The organism is Pseudomonas sp. NUPR-002, assembly GCF_056322725.1.
The window spans coordinates 3,697,157-3,712,775 of record NZ_CM150476.1; the positions used below are offsets into that span (position 1 = coordinate 3,697,157).

The 15,619-nt window shown below is 60.1% G+C and carries 10 protein-coding genes; all 10 read left to right on the forward strand.

The window, feature by feature from the left end:
* Positions 1 to 10 precede the first annotated feature (10 nt).
* The 10 genes from treZ to ACVWSC_RS16645 all read left to right on the forward strand — a co-directional run bounded on the left by treZ (position 11) and on the right by ACVWSC_RS16645 (position 15,469).
* Positions 11 to 1,789: a malto-oligosyltrehalose trehalohydrolase gene (gene treZ, locus ACVWSC_RS16600; protein WP_442107923.1), complete on the forward strand. Its 1,779-nt coding sequence runs from the start codon at positions 11 to 13 to the stop codon at positions 1,787 to 1,789.
* On the forward strand, positions 1,782 to 3,851 hold the full coding sequence (gene malQ / locus ACVWSC_RS16605; RefSeq protein ID WP_442107925.1) for a 4-alpha-glucanotransferase: 2,070 nt from the start codon (positions 1,782 to 1,784) through the stop codon (positions 3,849 to 3,851). Before treZ ends, malQ begins: the two co-directional genes overlap by 8 nt.
* A complete protein-coding gene (locus ACVWSC_RS16610) occupies positions 3,848 to 6,616 on the forward strand; it encodes a malto-oligosyltrehalose synthase (protein WP_442107927.1) in 2,769 nt (922 codons plus the stop codon). The genes malQ and ACVWSC_RS16610 overlap by 4 nt, the downstream gene beginning before the upstream one ends.
* 18 nt (positions 6,617 to 6,634) lie before the next feature.
* Positions 6,635 to 6,874: a DUF2934 domain-containing protein gene (locus ACVWSC_RS16615; protein WP_442107929.1), complete on the forward strand. Its 240-nt coding sequence runs from the start codon at positions 6,635 to 6,637 to the stop codon at positions 6,872 to 6,874.
* A 59-nt stretch (positions 6,875 to 6,933) separates the two neighbouring features.
* On the forward strand, positions 6,934 to 9,078 hold the full coding sequence (gene glgX / locus ACVWSC_RS16620; protein WP_442107931.1) for a glycogen debranching protein GlgX: 2,145 nt from the start codon (positions 6,934 to 6,936) through the stop codon (positions 9,076 to 9,078).
* A 62-nt stretch (positions 9,079 to 9,140) separates the two neighbouring features.
* Positions 9,141 to 9,935 carry an endonuclease/exonuclease/phosphatase family protein gene (locus ACVWSC_RS16625; RefSeq protein WP_442107933.1) on the forward strand — a complete coding sequence of 265 codons (795 nt, stop codon included), beginning with the start codon at positions 9,141 to 9,143 and terminating at the stop codon, positions 9,933 to 9,935.
* A 312-nt stretch (positions 9,936 to 10,247) separates the two neighbouring features.
* Positions 10,248 to 11,333 carry an autotransporter outer membrane beta-barrel domain-containing protein gene (locus ACVWSC_RS16630; protein ID WP_442107935.1) on the forward strand — a complete coding sequence of 362 codons (1,086 nt, stop codon included), beginning with the start codon at positions 10,248 to 10,250 and terminating at the stop codon, positions 11,331 to 11,333.
* 210 nt (positions 11,334 to 11,543) lie between these two features.
* Entirely contained in the window at positions 11,544 to 12,059 is a 516-nt protein-coding gene (locus ACVWSC_RS16635) for an autoinducer binding domain-containing protein (protein WP_442107937.1), read from the forward strand.
* A 158-nt stretch (positions 12,060 to 12,217) separates the two neighbouring features.
* Positions 12,218 to 13,432, forward strand: coding sequence for a hypothetical protein (locus tag ACVWSC_RS16640; protein WP_442107939.1), 1,215 nt, complete (start codon positions 12,218 to 12,220; stop codon positions 13,430 to 13,432).
* A 1,293-nt stretch (positions 13,433 to 14,725) separates the two neighbouring features.
* Complete coding sequence (locus ACVWSC_RS16645) at positions 14,726 to 15,469, forward strand: hypothetical protein (protein WP_023098648.1); 744 nt, start codon at positions 14,726 to 14,728, stop codon at positions 15,467 to 15,469.
* Positions 15,470 to 15,619 lie beyond the last annotated feature (150 nt).

Here is a 15,619-nt window from a genome sequence, read left to right on the forward strand (position 1 = left end):
GGTGGCAGGTATGCCCTTGCGGTCAGATCAATTCGCGACCCACGGGGCCGTGATGCTCGACAGCAACACCGTGCGTTTCGCACTGTGGGCACCCGATGCCCACAGTGTCGAGGTGTGCCTGGAGCCGGACCTGCGCCAGCCCTTGCAGCGTGGTGCCGATGGCTGGTTCCGCGGCCGTTGCCCGGCGGGCGCGGGCAGCCGCTACCGCTATTGCATCAACGGCGAACTGCAGGTGCCCGACCCGGCCTCACGCTTTCAACCCGACGGCGTGCACGGCCCCAGTCAGGTCGTCGACCCAAATGCCTACCCCTGGCAACACAACGACTGGCAAGGGCGCCCCTGGCATCAGGCGGTGATCTACGAGCTGCATGTCGGCCTGCTGGGTGGCTACGCAGCGGTCATCGAGCAATTGCCGCGACTGGCGGCGCTGGGCATTACCGCCATCGAGTTGATGCCGCTGGGGCAGTTTCCCGGTGAACGCAACTGGGGCTACGACGGCGCCCTGCCCTTCGCACCGCAACACAGTTATGGCACGCCACAGCAGCTATGCCAGTTGATCGACCAGGCTCACGGGCTAGGTCTGATGGTGCTGCTGGATGTGGTCTACAACCACTTCGGCCCGGACGGTAATTACCTCGGTCAGTATGCCGGCGAATTCTTTCGCCATGACCGTCATACGCCCTGGGGCGATGCCATCGATTTTCGCCGCCGTCAGGTGCGCGACTTCTATATCGAGAATGCCCTGATGTGGCTGCATGACTACCGCTTCGACGGCTTACGCCTGGACGCGGTGCACGCCATCGATGACCCAGACTTCCTGCAGTTGTTCAACCAGCGCGTGCGCCGCAGCCTGCCCGCCGACAGGCATGTCTGGCTGGTGCTGGAGAACGAGCACAACCAGGCCAGCCTGCTCGGCAGCGGCTTCGACGGGCAGTGGAATGATGACGGCCACAACGCCTTGCATGTGCTGCTGACCGGGGAGGATGAGGCCTACTATGCCGATTACCGTCAGAACACCATCGACAAACTGGCCCGGTGCCTGAGCCAGGGCTTCGTGTTCCAGGGAGAGCCTGATCGCAACGGTCGCCCTCGCGGTGAGCCCAGTGCCCAGCTGCCGCCAAGTGCTTTCGTGCTGTTCTTGCAGAACCACGACCAGGTGGGCAACCGTGCCCATGGCGAACGGCTGACCCAGCTCTGCCCGCCCCAGGCGCTACGCGCGGCCATCACCCTGCTGTTGCTGTCGCCGATGATCCCGCTGCTGTTCATGGGCGAAGACGTGGGCAGTGAGCAACCCTTCCTGTTCTTTACCGATCACCACACCGAATTGGCCGATGCCGTACGCAACGGACGACGCGCCGAGTTCGCCGGTTTCAAAGCCTTCACTGACGCCGAGCAACGGGCAGCGATTGCCGACCCCAATGCGCTGACCAGCTTCAACGCTTCACGCCCTCGCTTCCCGGAAGATCCGCCTGGCCCTTGGCAAGCGTTCTACCAGCAGCTGCTGCAGCTACGCCATCGGCACATCATTGCTCATCTGCCGGGTAGCCGTTCCTTAGGTGCTGAAGTGCTTGCCGACAAAGCCCTGACCGCACGCTGGCGCCTGGGCGATGGCAGCGTGTTGCGTATTGACCTGAACCTCGGCGCCCACGCGGTGCCCTGCAAACTGCCCGCAACCGCCACGTACCTCTACCGTTGCACTGCCGATTCGCCGGACACCGAGCAATTGCCTGCCTACAGCACCCTGGTCAGCCTGCTACCGCCTCACACACCGGAGCCCGCCCATGACTGATGCCCACCTGCAGCACCTGGCGCAATTGGCCGGCATCGCCGTGGACTGGATTGACGCCAACGGCCAGGCACAACGCGTCAGCGACATCGCCCTGCGCCAGGTACTGGCTGGGCTTGGCCATCCTGCGGCGGATACGCAAAGCATCAGTGCCAGCATTGATGCACTCAAAATAGCTCACGACGCCCGTCACCTGCCGCCACTGTTTACCGTCGATGAGCAGCAAGCGCTGGACCTGTCTGCCTACTTCCCCGCCGCCAGTGCTTGCCGGGTGCTGGAGGAGAACGGCAGCGAGCATCACCTGCAACTGGATGCCAACGGCGCGCTGCCGCCCGGGTTGCCGTTGGGCTACCACCAGCTCGAGATCAATGGCCAAGCGTTCATCCTGGCCGTAGCCCCCACACGTTGCTTCAGCCTCAACGATGCCCTGAACACACCCACACCAAGGTGTTGGGGCATCAGCGCCCAACTCTACAGCCTGCGCCGCCCCGGCGATGGTGGCTTTGGTGATTGCCTGGCCCTGGAACAACTGGCCCGCAGTGCCGCCGAGCGCGGTGCCGATGCCCTGGCGATCAGCCCGCTACACGCCATGTTCGCCAGCGATACGCGCCGCTACAGCCCCTATTCGCCGTCCAGCCGTTTATGGCTCAACAGCCTGTACGCCAGCCCGGCAGCGATGCTCGGGGAGCGTGCTGTGCGCATGGCCATAGAGACCCTGGGGCTGGAGGAAACCCTCGAGCACCTTGAGCAACAGCCACTGATCGACTGGCCGCAAGCGGCCACTGCCCGCTATCAGTTGCTGCATTGCCTGTATGAGGACTTTATCGACGGAGATCATCCGTTACGCGTGGATTTCGACCATTACCGCACCCTGGCCGGCGCCCCGCTTGAACAGCACTGTCGTTTCGAAGTGCTGCAAGAACAGGCTCAAGCCCGCGGCCTGACCCCGGACTGGCGCCAGTGGCCCACCGCCTGGCACAACCCCGACAGCCCCGAAGTCGCAGCCTTTGCCGTCGAACATCAGACGCAGGTTCAGTTTCATGCGTTCTGCCAATGGTTGATCCAACGCAGCCTGCAACGTGCCCAGGACGCCGCGCGCAGTAATGGCATGGCCATCGGCCTGATTGCCGACTTGGCGGTGGGCACTGACGGTGCTGGCAGCCAGGCCTGGAGCCGCCAGGATGAACTGCTGGCCGGGCTCAACGTCGGCGCACCGCCCGACATTCTCAACCGTTCGGGGCAGAACTGGGGGATCTGTGCCTTCTCGCCAGAAGGCTTGCGCCGTAACGGCTACCGCGCCTTCATCGAATTGCTGCGGGCCAATTTTGCCCACGCCGGCGGCCTGCGCATTGACCACGTCATGGGCTTGCAGCGCCTGTGGCTGATCCCTCAGGGCAAGCACGCCAGTGAAGGCGCCTACCTGCACTACCCGGTTGACGACCTACTGCGCCTGTTGTGCCTGGAATCGGTGCGCCATCGGGCGATTGTCCTCGGTGAAGACCTCGGCACCGTACCTGCAGGCCTACGGGAAAAACTCGCCGAGCGGGCCATTCTGGGGATGCGCGTGCTGCAATTCGAGCAAGACCCACCCGGCCACTTCAAGCCTATCCTGGACTGGCCCGACAATGCCCTGGCGACCTCCAGCACCCACGATCTCCCGCCGCTGGCCGGCTGGTTACAAGGGCGAGACATCGACTGGAATCAACGCCTGTCACTGATCGACGCGATCACCGAACGACACTGGCGCGACACCCGCAACCACGAAGCCGAGGGGTTGAAACGCGCGCTGGAACGCAATTACGGCGCGCACGCCGACAGCGATCAGTTGATCGACGCAAGTATCCGTTATCTGGGGCATACCCGCGCGCCGCTGGTGCTGGTGCCGCTGGAGGATTTGTTGGGCGTTGTCGAGCAACCCAACCTGCCGGGCACGGTCGACACCCACCCCAACTGGCGCCGACGCTTTGCGCTACCCGCCACCCGACTGCTCGACGATGAGGATGCGGCGCGGCGCCTGGAGCTGTTGGCCCAAGCCCGCGAACAGGCCTGGGAGCGCGACCGGTGACGGCCTTGAACGCCACGTTGCGCGTGCAGTTTCATGCCGGCTTCAGCCTGGACGATGCACTACCGCTGGTGCCGTACTTTGCACGCTTGGGTATCAGCCATCTCTATGCTTCGCCCTTGCTCAGTGCGCGCCCAGGATCGCTGCATGGCTATGACGTGATCGACCCGAGCCAAGTCAATCCGCTGCTGGGTGGCGAGGCCGCGCTGATTCGGCTGGTAGCGGCGCTGCGTTTGCACGGCATGGGCCTGATCGTCGATATCGTCTCGAACCACATGGCCGTTGGCAGTGACAATCCCTGGTGGCAAGACCTGCTGACCTGGGGGCGGCGCAGTCGCTACAGTCAGTTCTTCGACATCCAATGGCACTCCACCGACCCCTTGCTTGAAGGCCAGTTGTTGCTGCCGTTTCTCGCCAGCGACTACGCCAGCGCCTTGCGCGCCGGTGACACACCGCTGAGCTTTGAGCCGCATGAAGGGCGTTTTTACATCCGTCACCATGAACATCGCTTTCCCCTCAACCCCTGCGATTACGGGCACATCCTGTGTTTGAGTGACCACCCTGAGCTTCAGGCGCTGGGTACGCGCTTCGCCGCCTTGCATGGCATTGCCGCGCCTGCCGAGACGGCCGTGCGGTTACAACAGGCACTGGCGGCGCTGGCCGCGCGGGTGCCGATCGACAGCCTGCTCGAAGCCTTCGACGGGCGCACCGTAACAGGCTTCGAACGCCTGCACCGTCTGCTCGAACAGCAGGCTTACCGTCTGGCCAGTTGGCGCACAGCCGCCGATGACATCAATTGGCGACGTTTTTTCGATATCAATGAACTGGCCGGCTTGCGGGTCGAGCGCCCTGAGGTGTTCGAGGCCAGCCATCAAAAGATTTTCGAATTGATTGGCCGAGGGTTGATCGACGGCCTGCGCATCGACCACATCGACGGCCTGGCCGACCCACGCGGCTACTGCCGCAAACTGCGGCGTCGCGTCGATGCACTGCTGGCACAACGGCCGCTGCACGCGGCGCTGGATCATTTGCCGATCTACGTCGAGAAGATTCTCGGCGCCAACGAGCAGTTGCACCGTGACTGGGGGGTGGATGGCACCACCGGTTATGAGTTCATGAACCAGGTCAGCCTGCTGCAACATGACCCCGCTGGCGAGCTGACCCTGACTGACGCCTGGAGCGCCCTCAGCGAGCGCCCGGCCTTTGCCGAAGAGGTGCGCCTGGCCCGCCAGCAGGTGCTGGGCGCAAGCCTGGCCGGCGACTTCGAATCGGTGGCGCAAGCACTGTTGCAGGTCGCGCGTGATGACCTGATCAGCCGCGACCTGACCCTGGGCGCGATTCGCCGGGCGTTGCAGGCACTGGTGGAGCATTACCCGGTCTACCGGACTTACCTGCATGCTGGCGGCTGTCCAAGCCAGGATGCCCCCTTCCTTGAGCAGGCATTGGCGGGCGCTCGACAAACTCTCAATGAAGGCGACTGGCCGGCGCTCGACGCACTGCAGTGCTGGCTCGGTGGCCAGCCATGGCGCACGCTACCGCCCGGTCGTGCACGCAAGCACTTGCGTCATGCCTGCATCCGCTTCCAGCAACTGACGGCGCCTACCGCTGCCAAGGCCGTTGAAGACACCGCGTTGTATCGCTCGGCCGTGCTGCTTTCACGCAATGACGTGGGCTTTGATGCCGAGCGTTTCAGTGCCCCGGTTGCCGACTTCCACCATGCCAATGCACAGCGTCTGCAGCATTTCCCGCACAACCTGCTGTGCACCGCGACCCATGATCACAAACGCGGTGAAGACCATCGTGCGCGCCTGGCCGTGCTGAGTGAGCGCAGCCAATGGTTCGCCAGCCGTGTCGAGCACTGGTGTGAGCTTGCCGCACCACTGTGCAGCACGCTGGCTGACGGCATCGCGCCGGGTCCAGCCGAGCAGTGGTTGCTGTACCAGACCATACTCGGCAGTTGGCCCATGGACCTCGACGAAAGCGATACCTTGGCACTGCAGGCATACGCCGAACGCCTGCAGCAATGGCAACGCAAGGCCTTGCGCGAAGCCAAGCTGCGCAGCAGCTGGAGCGCGCCCAACGAGGCCTATGAGCAAGCGTGCCTGGCGTTCATTCACGACCTGTTGCTCGACCCACAAAGCCAACAGTTACGCCATTCTCTAACCCAGGCCGCGCAGTCCATCGCCTGCGCTGGGGCCCTGAACAGCCTGGGCCAGTGCCTGCTGCGCATGACGTCCCCCGGTGTGCCCGACCTGTATCAGGGCACGGAGTTCTGGGACCTGAGCCTGGTCGATCCGGACAACCGCCGCGCCGTGGACTACGCCGTGCGGCGCCAGGCTCTGGACGACAGCACCCATACGGCGCAGTTGCTTGAGCAATGGCGCAATGGCCGCATCAAGCAAGCGCTGATCAGCCAGGTGCTGCAACGTCGTCAGCAATACGCCGAGCTGTTCGCCTACGGCCGCTACCTGCCCGTGCAGGTGCACGGCAAGCACGCGCAGCAGGTGCTGGCATTCGCGCGGATAAGCGATGAGGCGCGCGCGCTGGTGATCGTCCCGCGCCTGGCCTGTGGCTTGCTTGCTGAAACATCAATGCCCTTGATCCCGGCACAGAACTGGGACGATACCCACCTGCGATTACCGTTTGACTTGTCACCTGCCAATTGCTCGGGACTTTTTGCCAGCAGCGTAGTCACAGCCTCAAAGGAGCTGTTACTCAGCGCTGCACTCAAGGAGTTTCCGGTCAACCTGTTGATTGATCATGCCTAAGCCCTCAGGAGCGTCGAGATGAGTATTGAAGAAAAACGTGTACGTGAATTTGCCTACCAGATCTGGGAGTCCGAAGGTAAACCCGAAGGCCAGGAGTCGCGCCACTGGGAAATGGCCCGCAAGCTGGCCGAAGCGGAATCACTGGCGCCGAAGGTTGCGCCGCGCAAGGCCAAGGCCAAGCCGGCTGCAGAGACGGTGCCGAGTAAGCCGGCGGCGGTGAAGAAGCCGCGTGTGAGCAAGAAGCCACCTGTTGCTTGATTGTTTTCGCGGGGCAAGCCCGCTCCTACCGGGGCTTGCCAGGCGACTGAAGGAGCACTATGAAAAAGCCGATGCCCGCCGCCGAACCTTCACGCCTGCGTGAAGGCCTGCCATTTCCCCTGGGGGCCACCTGGGATGGCCTGGGGGTTAACTTTGCCCTGTTCTCGGCCCACGCCACCCGGGTAGAGCTGTGCCTGTTCGATGCCAGCGGCGAGGTTGAGCTTGAACGCATTGAACTGCCGGAATACACCGATGAAATCTTCCATGGCTACCTGCCGGACGCTCACCCCGGGCAGATTTATGGTTACCGGGTACACGGCCCCTACGCGCCACAACAAGGTCACCGCTTCAACCCCAACAAGTTGCTGATCGACCCTTACGCCAAGCAACTGGTGGGCAGCCTGAAATGGTCCGAGGCGCTGTTTGGCTACACCATTGGCCACGCCGATGGCGACCTCAGTTTCGATGAGCGCGACAGCGCGCCGTTCGTGCCCAAATGCAAGGTCATCGACCCCGCCTACACCTGGGGGCGCGACCAGCGCGTCGGAGTCCCCTGGGACCGCACCATCCTCTACGAAGCCCATGTGCGTGGCATCAGCATGCGTCATCCAGCGGTACCGGAAGCGAATCGCGGCACTTTTGCCGGGCTGATGTGCGATGAACTGCTCAACCATATAAAGCAGCTGGGTGTGTCTTCCATCGAACTGCTGCCGATTCACGCCTTCGTCAATGATCAGCACTTGCTGCAAAAGGGCTTGAACAACTACTGGGGCTACAACAGCATCGCCTTTTTCGCCCCGCACCCACGCTACTTGGCCAACGGCAAGATCGCCGAATTCAAGGAGATGGTCGCGCACCTGCACGACGCCGGCCTGGAGGTGATTCTCGATGTGGTCTACAACCACACCGCCGAGGGCAACGAGCTGGGCCCGACCCTGTCGATGCGCGGTATCGACAACGCCTCTTACTATCGGCTGATGCCCGAGGACAAACGCCTCTACATCAACGATTCGGGCACTGGCAACACCCTGGACCTGAGCCACCCTTGCGTCTTGCAATTGGTCACCGACTCGTTGCGCTACTGGGCCGGGGAGATGCATGTCGATGGCTTTCGCTTCGACCTGGCGACCATTCTTGGCCGCTATCACGAAGGTTTCGACGAACGCCACAGCTTCCTCGTCGCCTGCCGTCAGGACCCGTTGCTCAGCCAGGTCAAGCTGATTGCTGAACCCTGGGATTGCGGCCCCGGTGGCTATCAGGTCGGCAACTTCGCCCCCGGCTGGGCCGAGTGGAACGACCGTTTTCGCGACACTGTTCGCGCCTTCTGGAAAGGCGATGAAGGCCAGTTGGCGGACTTTGCCGCGCGTATGACCGCCTCCGGTGAGCTGTTCAATCGCCGTGGCCGCCGGCCCTATGCTTCGGTCAACTTCGTTACCGCGCACGATGGTTTCACCTTGCGTGACCTGGTCTCGTACAACGACAAACACAACGAGGACAACGACGAGAACAATGAAGACGGCAGCAACAACAACCTGTCGTGGAACCACGGTGTCGAAGGCCCCACCGATGATGCCGACATCAACGCCCTACGCCTGCGCCAGATGCGCAACTTTTTCGCCACCTTGCTCCTGGCCCAGGGCACACCAATGATCGTCGCTGGCGACGAGTTCAGCCGTACCCAGCACGGCAACAACAATGCTTACTGCCAGGACAGTGAAATCGGTTGGGTCAACTGGGCCCTGGATGACGAAGGCGCCGCCCTGCTCAAATTCGTCAAACGCCTGACCAAACTGCGCCTGGCCTATCCAGTGCTGCGACGCTCACGCTTTCTGGTAGGCGATTACAATGAGGCTATCGGCGTCAAGGATGTCACCTGGCTCGACCCGCACGCCAATGAAATGAGTGTTGAGCAATGGCAGGACAAGCAAGGCCGCTGCCTGGGCATGCTCATGGATGGTCGGGCTCAGGTCAGCGGTATCCAGCGCCCGGGCGCAGATTCCACCTTGCTATTGATCGTCAATGCGCACCACGACAGCGTCACCTTCAGCCTGCCACAGGTGCCCCAAGGTGAGCACTGGAACTGCCTGATCGATACGGACCGGCCCCAGTTGCGCAAGGGTGAACGCCATGAGTTTGCAAGCCCGCTGCAGGTTGCAGGGCGCTCGCTGGTGCTGCTGGAACTGCAGCCAGAAGACGACAGTTGAACAGTGGAACTGTGATCCCCAGAGCCGGTCCCATGCAGTAGGCTTGTTGATCAGGAGCAATCGTGAACGTCAAACCCGATCCTACTCTCCTTTCAACCACACAGGCAGCATCGCCGGTGCGACGCCTGCAAGTGCTCACCGTCAACACCCACAAAGGCTTCACGGCTTTCAACCGGCGCTTCATCTTGCCGGAATTGCGTGAGGCGGTGCGTAGCACCCAGGCCGATATCGTCTTTCTTCAGGAAGTACTGGGCAGCCACGACCGTCATGCGGCGCGCTACAGCGGTTGGCCGAAAACCTCCCAGTACGAATTTCTCGCCGACAGCATGTGGACCGATTTTGCCTATGGACGCAATGCGGTCTATCCCGACGGCCACCATGGCAACGCGCTGCTGTCCAAATACCCGATTATCGAGCACCGTAATCTGGACGTCTCGATCAACGGTCCGGAACGTCGTGGCCTGCTGCATTGCGTGCTGGATGTCCCCGGTCAACCGCACGTCCACGCCGTGTGCGTACACCTGTCATTACTGGAAAGCCATCGGCAAAAGCAATTGCAACTGCTGCGCCGTCTGCTTGACGCCTTACCCGCCGAGGCACCGGTGATCATTGCCGGAGACTTCAACGACTGGAAGCTGCAGGGCAACCGAACCTTGGGCCTGCATCGGGGGCTGCATGAAGCGTTCGAACGCCATCACGGCCTGCTCGCCCGAACCTATCCGGCACGCTTGCCGTTGTTGCGCCTGGACCGCATCTACCTGCGCAATGCCGGTAGCCATGCGCCGCGAATACTGAGCAATAAACCCTGGAGTCACCTGTCCGATCATCTGCCTCTGGCAGTGGAAGTGCAGCTCTAGCAATGATTCGGCATAGCCGTGCTGGCTGAAATCGCCAGCACGACTATACAAAGTAAATAATTGTTTAATTTCAGCAAATTGCCCCATCCAATAGCTTGACAACGGTTATTTCACGCCTTCTTGACGCCCGCCCGCTCCTCTCCTTAGCTACATGTAATGCAGCATTGCGTAACTCGATTCCGGGCCTCTAGCTCGCGGCTTTCAGCGCGCGAAAGAGACTGGTTTTGCTGGTTTGGGTCGCCCTCTGGTTTTGTTTTACAGCCCGTGACATCAGGCCAGAATCCTTGGCTGTTACATCAGAGGAGATCCGCCATGAAAAAAGCTCTGAATCCTACTGGCTTTGAGTATGTTTTCTACGCGGTTTCCACGTCGCTGCTACTGGCAACCCCGTTGGAAACCTTCGCGTCGGGCCTGGAAGACAACGACCCGTTCAGCACCCTTGTACAAGCACAGGCACACGCCCTACCCGCGTTATCGCTGACCCCGGTCAGCGCCAGCGGCCTGGGCCTGAATGCCCTGAGTGCCTTGTCTGAACGCCTGGCCGAGCGCAACGCGCCCCTCGCCAATGACAGCATCGCCAGCCAGTGGGCACCGTTCTTCCCTGCAACGCCGATGAGAAACGGCGCGCCTGCCCCTGCGCGGCTGGAAATGAACAATCAGAGCCTACAGATCAGCCCGGACCTGTTCATACGCGAAAGCAGCAACGGCAATATTCACCGCGTCGGTTTCTTTGTGGGTCACAGCAACCTGCAAAGTGGCTTCGATGGCATGCGCAAACCCCAGGTCGGCGACAAAAAATCCAACGTCAGTCTGGAAGGTGAGAGCCTGGGTATGTACTGGAGCATGACCCATGATCAGGGCTGGCATGTGGATGCCGTCGCCATGGGTACCCGTTTCGACGTGAACGGCCGTAGCGAAAACGGTCAACGTCTGGATGGTGATGGTCACGCGCTGACCTTGTCGGTTGAGGGCGGTTACCCGATTAGCCTGGGCAACAACTGGACCCTCGAGCCGCAAGCGCAGTTGATCAACCAACAGTACTTCCCCGGCAGCCAGACCCAAACCGATACCCGCCAAGCCTTCGAGCAACAACCCAACTGGACCGGCCGGGTCGGTGCCAAATTGTCTGCACGCTACAACGTGCGCGGCATGCCCATCGAACCCTTCGTCCGCACCAACCTGTGGCACGACTTCTCCAATGCCGACAACGTCAGCCTCGACAAGGTCGACAAGATCAGCAGCGGGCGTAACTCGACCACGGTGGAACTGGGCTTGGGACTGGTGGCACGGGTCACCCCGAAAGTGGCGTTGTTTGTCAGCGCCGACTACAGCAGTGATATTGATGACAATGACCTGAACGGGGTAATCGGCAACCTCGGGGTCAGAGTCAGATGGTGAGGTATCCGTGAGTGTAAATGGGGTCGTTCAAGGCGGCGACAATGTGCATCGTTAATGCCATCAAGCCGCCGGACTCACGCCTGTGAACAACGCGCGCCCTACGACAGATGATCATGATTTTTGCAGCACAGAACCGAAGAGCCGCTAAGCTGAGAACCGGCGAGCCCGGAAACTCACAGCAAACGCTAACTCGTCATACAGGGACGTACTATGAAAAATTGGACTGCACTGCAACGCCAGCGTCTGATCGAATTGCCCGATTTACTTGATTACCTGCCGTTGCTGATTAAAGACTTGGGGTTTTGCTTCTACGCCTATACCTTCATTCACCCCTGCCAACAAGACAGCACCACCAACTACCCCGCCCGTTGGCTCGCCCATTGCGAACGCCACGGTCACTCCCCGCATGAGCCCATCGACGCCCATTGCCGGACTTCCCGCCTGCCACTGCTGTGGACCGCTAATACCTTTCACAACTCACCCGAGAGTTGGGCTGCGGCACAAGAATGCGGCCTGCGCCACGGTTGGGTTCAACCTTTGCATGACCAACAGTCGCGCAGCAGCTTGAGCATCCTGCGCCCTCACGTGTGCATCTCAACCCAGGAGCTTTACGAAAAAGCTGCGCAGGTCATGTGGCTCGGCGAACAGCTACACCGGGCTTCCATGCGCTTTTTCACACGCTCGAACAATAACCAGGCGCCGGGAACATCGGTTTATAGAGCCTGACGTCTGACAACCGTGAGTTCACGCTCAGCCGCTGCATAAGCATCCACACAATAGCCACATGCAGCTACTGACAAAAATGCCAGTTACCGCCGTGTATCGCTTCAATTACGCTCACTGAGACGCCGTATTTACCTCTGAGAAACACAAGGATCGTGCCAGTGAAAACACTCACTCTCTGCGCTGCTGTTACAGGACTGCACCTGCTCGCTCAAAGCGCATCGGCAGCTGAATTACCCGAGCGTATCGAATCCATCGAACATAAAACGGCCCACTGCTTTTCGGCTCCTCCAGCCGTCAACTGCGAAGTATCCGCAGTGGTGCGAACAGGAGGAAGTCTGATACTTGCCAATGATAAGCCGGTACCAGACCGCGAAGGCGCTGCTGTATTCACGCTCGCTTTCGCAGAGGGGCAACTCAGTGGACTGCCAAGCTATTTGCCCGGCAAGGCACTCAAAGAGGCAGACAAATTCGAAGCACTTACAACAACACTCGATGGTCGATACGTCATCGCCAGCACCGCGTTCAACAAAGCCGGTACTGAGCAAAACCCTCGCGCCGACGTGCTCAACACCCTCGTTTACTGGCCGGTAAATGATCCCCAGTCAGCCAAAGTACTGTCGCTGTCTTCACGCGGCGGAGTCAGCAGTTCAATGACCCTGCGCAAGCAGATTGGTGAAGCCGTTGGTTCGCCCTACTTTCAAATCGAAGGTATCAGCATGGCGCCGAGCGAGCCAGGCATGGCCAGCCGTGCGGATGAGCAGTTGATTCTGGGTGTTCGCAAGCACGGCAACAGCAGTGCTGATTCAGCATTCAGCTTTCTGCTCATCTCAGCGCATGTGAAGCTCAACGACGGCGAGCTGAGACTTGTAGACAGCTTCAAGAACATCAAACGACTCGAACTGAGCGCGTCAGGGCATGCGCTCGGGCTGTCGGGCATCGAATATGACCGTTACAACCAGGACCGGCTCTACGCGGTGACCAGTTTTGAGCAGACGTCAGTCGATGATAAGGGGAACAAGGTCGACGAAATCGGTGGATTTCTGTGGGTGCTGCCGTTCACTGAAGGCAAACCGGGTGAGCCGCGGCTGGTGCACCGTGCAGATGGCAAAGCGCTGATGTTCAGCAATAAACCCGAAGGTGTAGAAGTGCTGGACGCCCGGCACATACTGGTGGTTCACGACGATGACCGTGTGGAAGTGCAAACCTCGGAAGCCGGCATCAAACGCGGTAACAGCGAGTTCGCTTACAGTCAGATCACCTTTGCGCACGTGCCCCCTGAGCAAGATTCCGCCGCAGCCGGCCCTGCTGTACACAAAGAGGTGCTCAATGTTGATCGCGGGGCAAGCCCGCTCCCACCGGAGCCGCTTGAATAGCCATTCAAGGCTGTTGCTCCCATGCTTGGCATCCTGGCGGAAACGAAAAAAGACGCCGAAGCGTCTTTTTTTGTACCTCGCAGACTTCCGTAGAATTCTGCAAGGCTATATCTGGAGCGGGAAACGAGACAAGCACTAAGCTTATAAGTCTTTGATTTCCTTCGCTTTCATTTCACTGTGCAAATCAGTGAAGCCACGATTCTAGCCTCGTTTTCGCGCACCGTCAACGAAGTCGCTCCAAAAATTTCCATCAACCGCCAGTGACGGCCAACGAAGTGGCACAGAACGTGAGAACGATCGCCCTTCCGTACGCCGACCGATGGTGCCTTCGCCATGCAGGTCACCCTTCAAGCTCGCCGCCGTTCCGATGAGCATCTAGCACATGCAATCTCACCTGGCCCTTGGCCCACGACGTCGCGTCGCATCGGCAGCTTCTTAATGCCCAGATGCTGCTCATCAGGTGCCAGTTGTCGCGAGCAAAAAGAAGTCAACCGAGGATGCTCGTCTCCGGAGCCCGACCTCTGAGCTTTACGGATCGCCCCTCGTGCTACGCAAAGGAACGATCCTCGAAGTCACCACCAAGACTTTGGGCCATGCTCCGGCTGTAGTTCTTGGTCAGGGCAACAGATACTCTTTCTGGCTTCTGCTCTAGGATAGAGACAGCAGGTGCACCGCGTGAACACGGACAACCGCTAAGCCTGTGACCGTGTTGCAAAGCAGCGGGCAACAACATGCCCGCGACATCTGTAGCCTAGCGAAGAATCTGCATCGTGGAGCACGTCACTTGCCCATGGAACCTTGCCCAGCTTGAGACTGGGAGACGTAGCGAAGATGCCCCGACACCTTAGAGCAGCACATGTGATCATGTCGCGTTAGGCGATCACCACCATCGTCGTGAAATTCTCTCTGTGTCGAATTTGGTCTAACAGCATTCGCGCTCGGTCTCACCCAAGAGCCCCGGGTGCTAAGCGACCAGTTTTACAAGCCACCGACGGCCAACATAGACCTCCAGGGGGACAGAGGAGACCTAAATGGTCTTGCCGGAGCAGGCTGCCTCCATAACGCTGGCATGTGCGGACACGTACCACTTGTGAAAACACACCGTTCGCCGACTCCAGGGCATCGTCTTTTCATTGATGACTGGCTTGCCCATTCGTCGAATACAACGCAGCCCTGCACTCGGGCATCGAGATGCAGGATCCTGAAGAAATTAACTCAGCAACATCATCGGACCGACGCGCAGTCGGTAGCAGAGGAGTAAGTGATGTAGCACTCCCCAAAGGAGCTTGATGCATGCATAAGGATCCGCCAAGGTCTAAGGTGTTCTATCGCCCCATCGAAGCAGCCATCCGATGGGCAGGTCTTCTGAGATACAAGCAAGCTATTTTGTCCGCGATTTCTTCGCTGCGATGTCTGCCCACGAGGCTAGAATGCCCGCGCTGGGAAGAGTTAATGCTGTGCAACGATCGCATTTATGATGCGATCGTCAACGGCGATCTCCCGTACGGCCGAGAGGGCATCACACTCAATGACGAGTCGCTGCTTGGCACCAGCGATTTGACAATCAGACACGTTGACCTCAAAAGGTGGATGCAGATGCACTACCCGGAGCACCGTCCGGGCTTCCTGTTCAGCCGGGCGGAGCGAATCGTGCACCCCGTTATCACCCTAGAAACAGGTCAGGCGATGCTGATCGAGCGTCAAGCACTGAAGGCCGAGTTAGAACACTGCCGTCGTAAGTTGCAGGCGCTACAAGAAAGCCATGACGGGCTACTGAAACAAGCATCTCGCATCCCTGCTTGCAGCCAATGTCCCATCACCGAACGGGCTGAGTCTACATACCTCAACATAGTTGGGGGAATGCTCGATCTGATGCTGGGTCAATCACCAGCAGGAGCGGCCTACTCATGCTTCAGGACCCAAGAGGCTGTCGTCTCAGCCCTGATTGCTCATCACAGCGGAGCTATGGGTATCACCGAGCGTACGCTGAATGGCAAGTTCGCTCTGGCGCGCAGAAAGCTCCGCGACTCCAGCTAGTAGAACGCGGCCCCTCTCACCGAAACCGCGTTCGTGGCAGTTAGGCAAGCTTGTATCTGCAACTCCGGAAATTGCATTTGCAATGTACTTCAGCAGCCATGTCTATTGAATAGAGGTCACGCCAACAAACGCCACTGAGCGTTAAGGAGT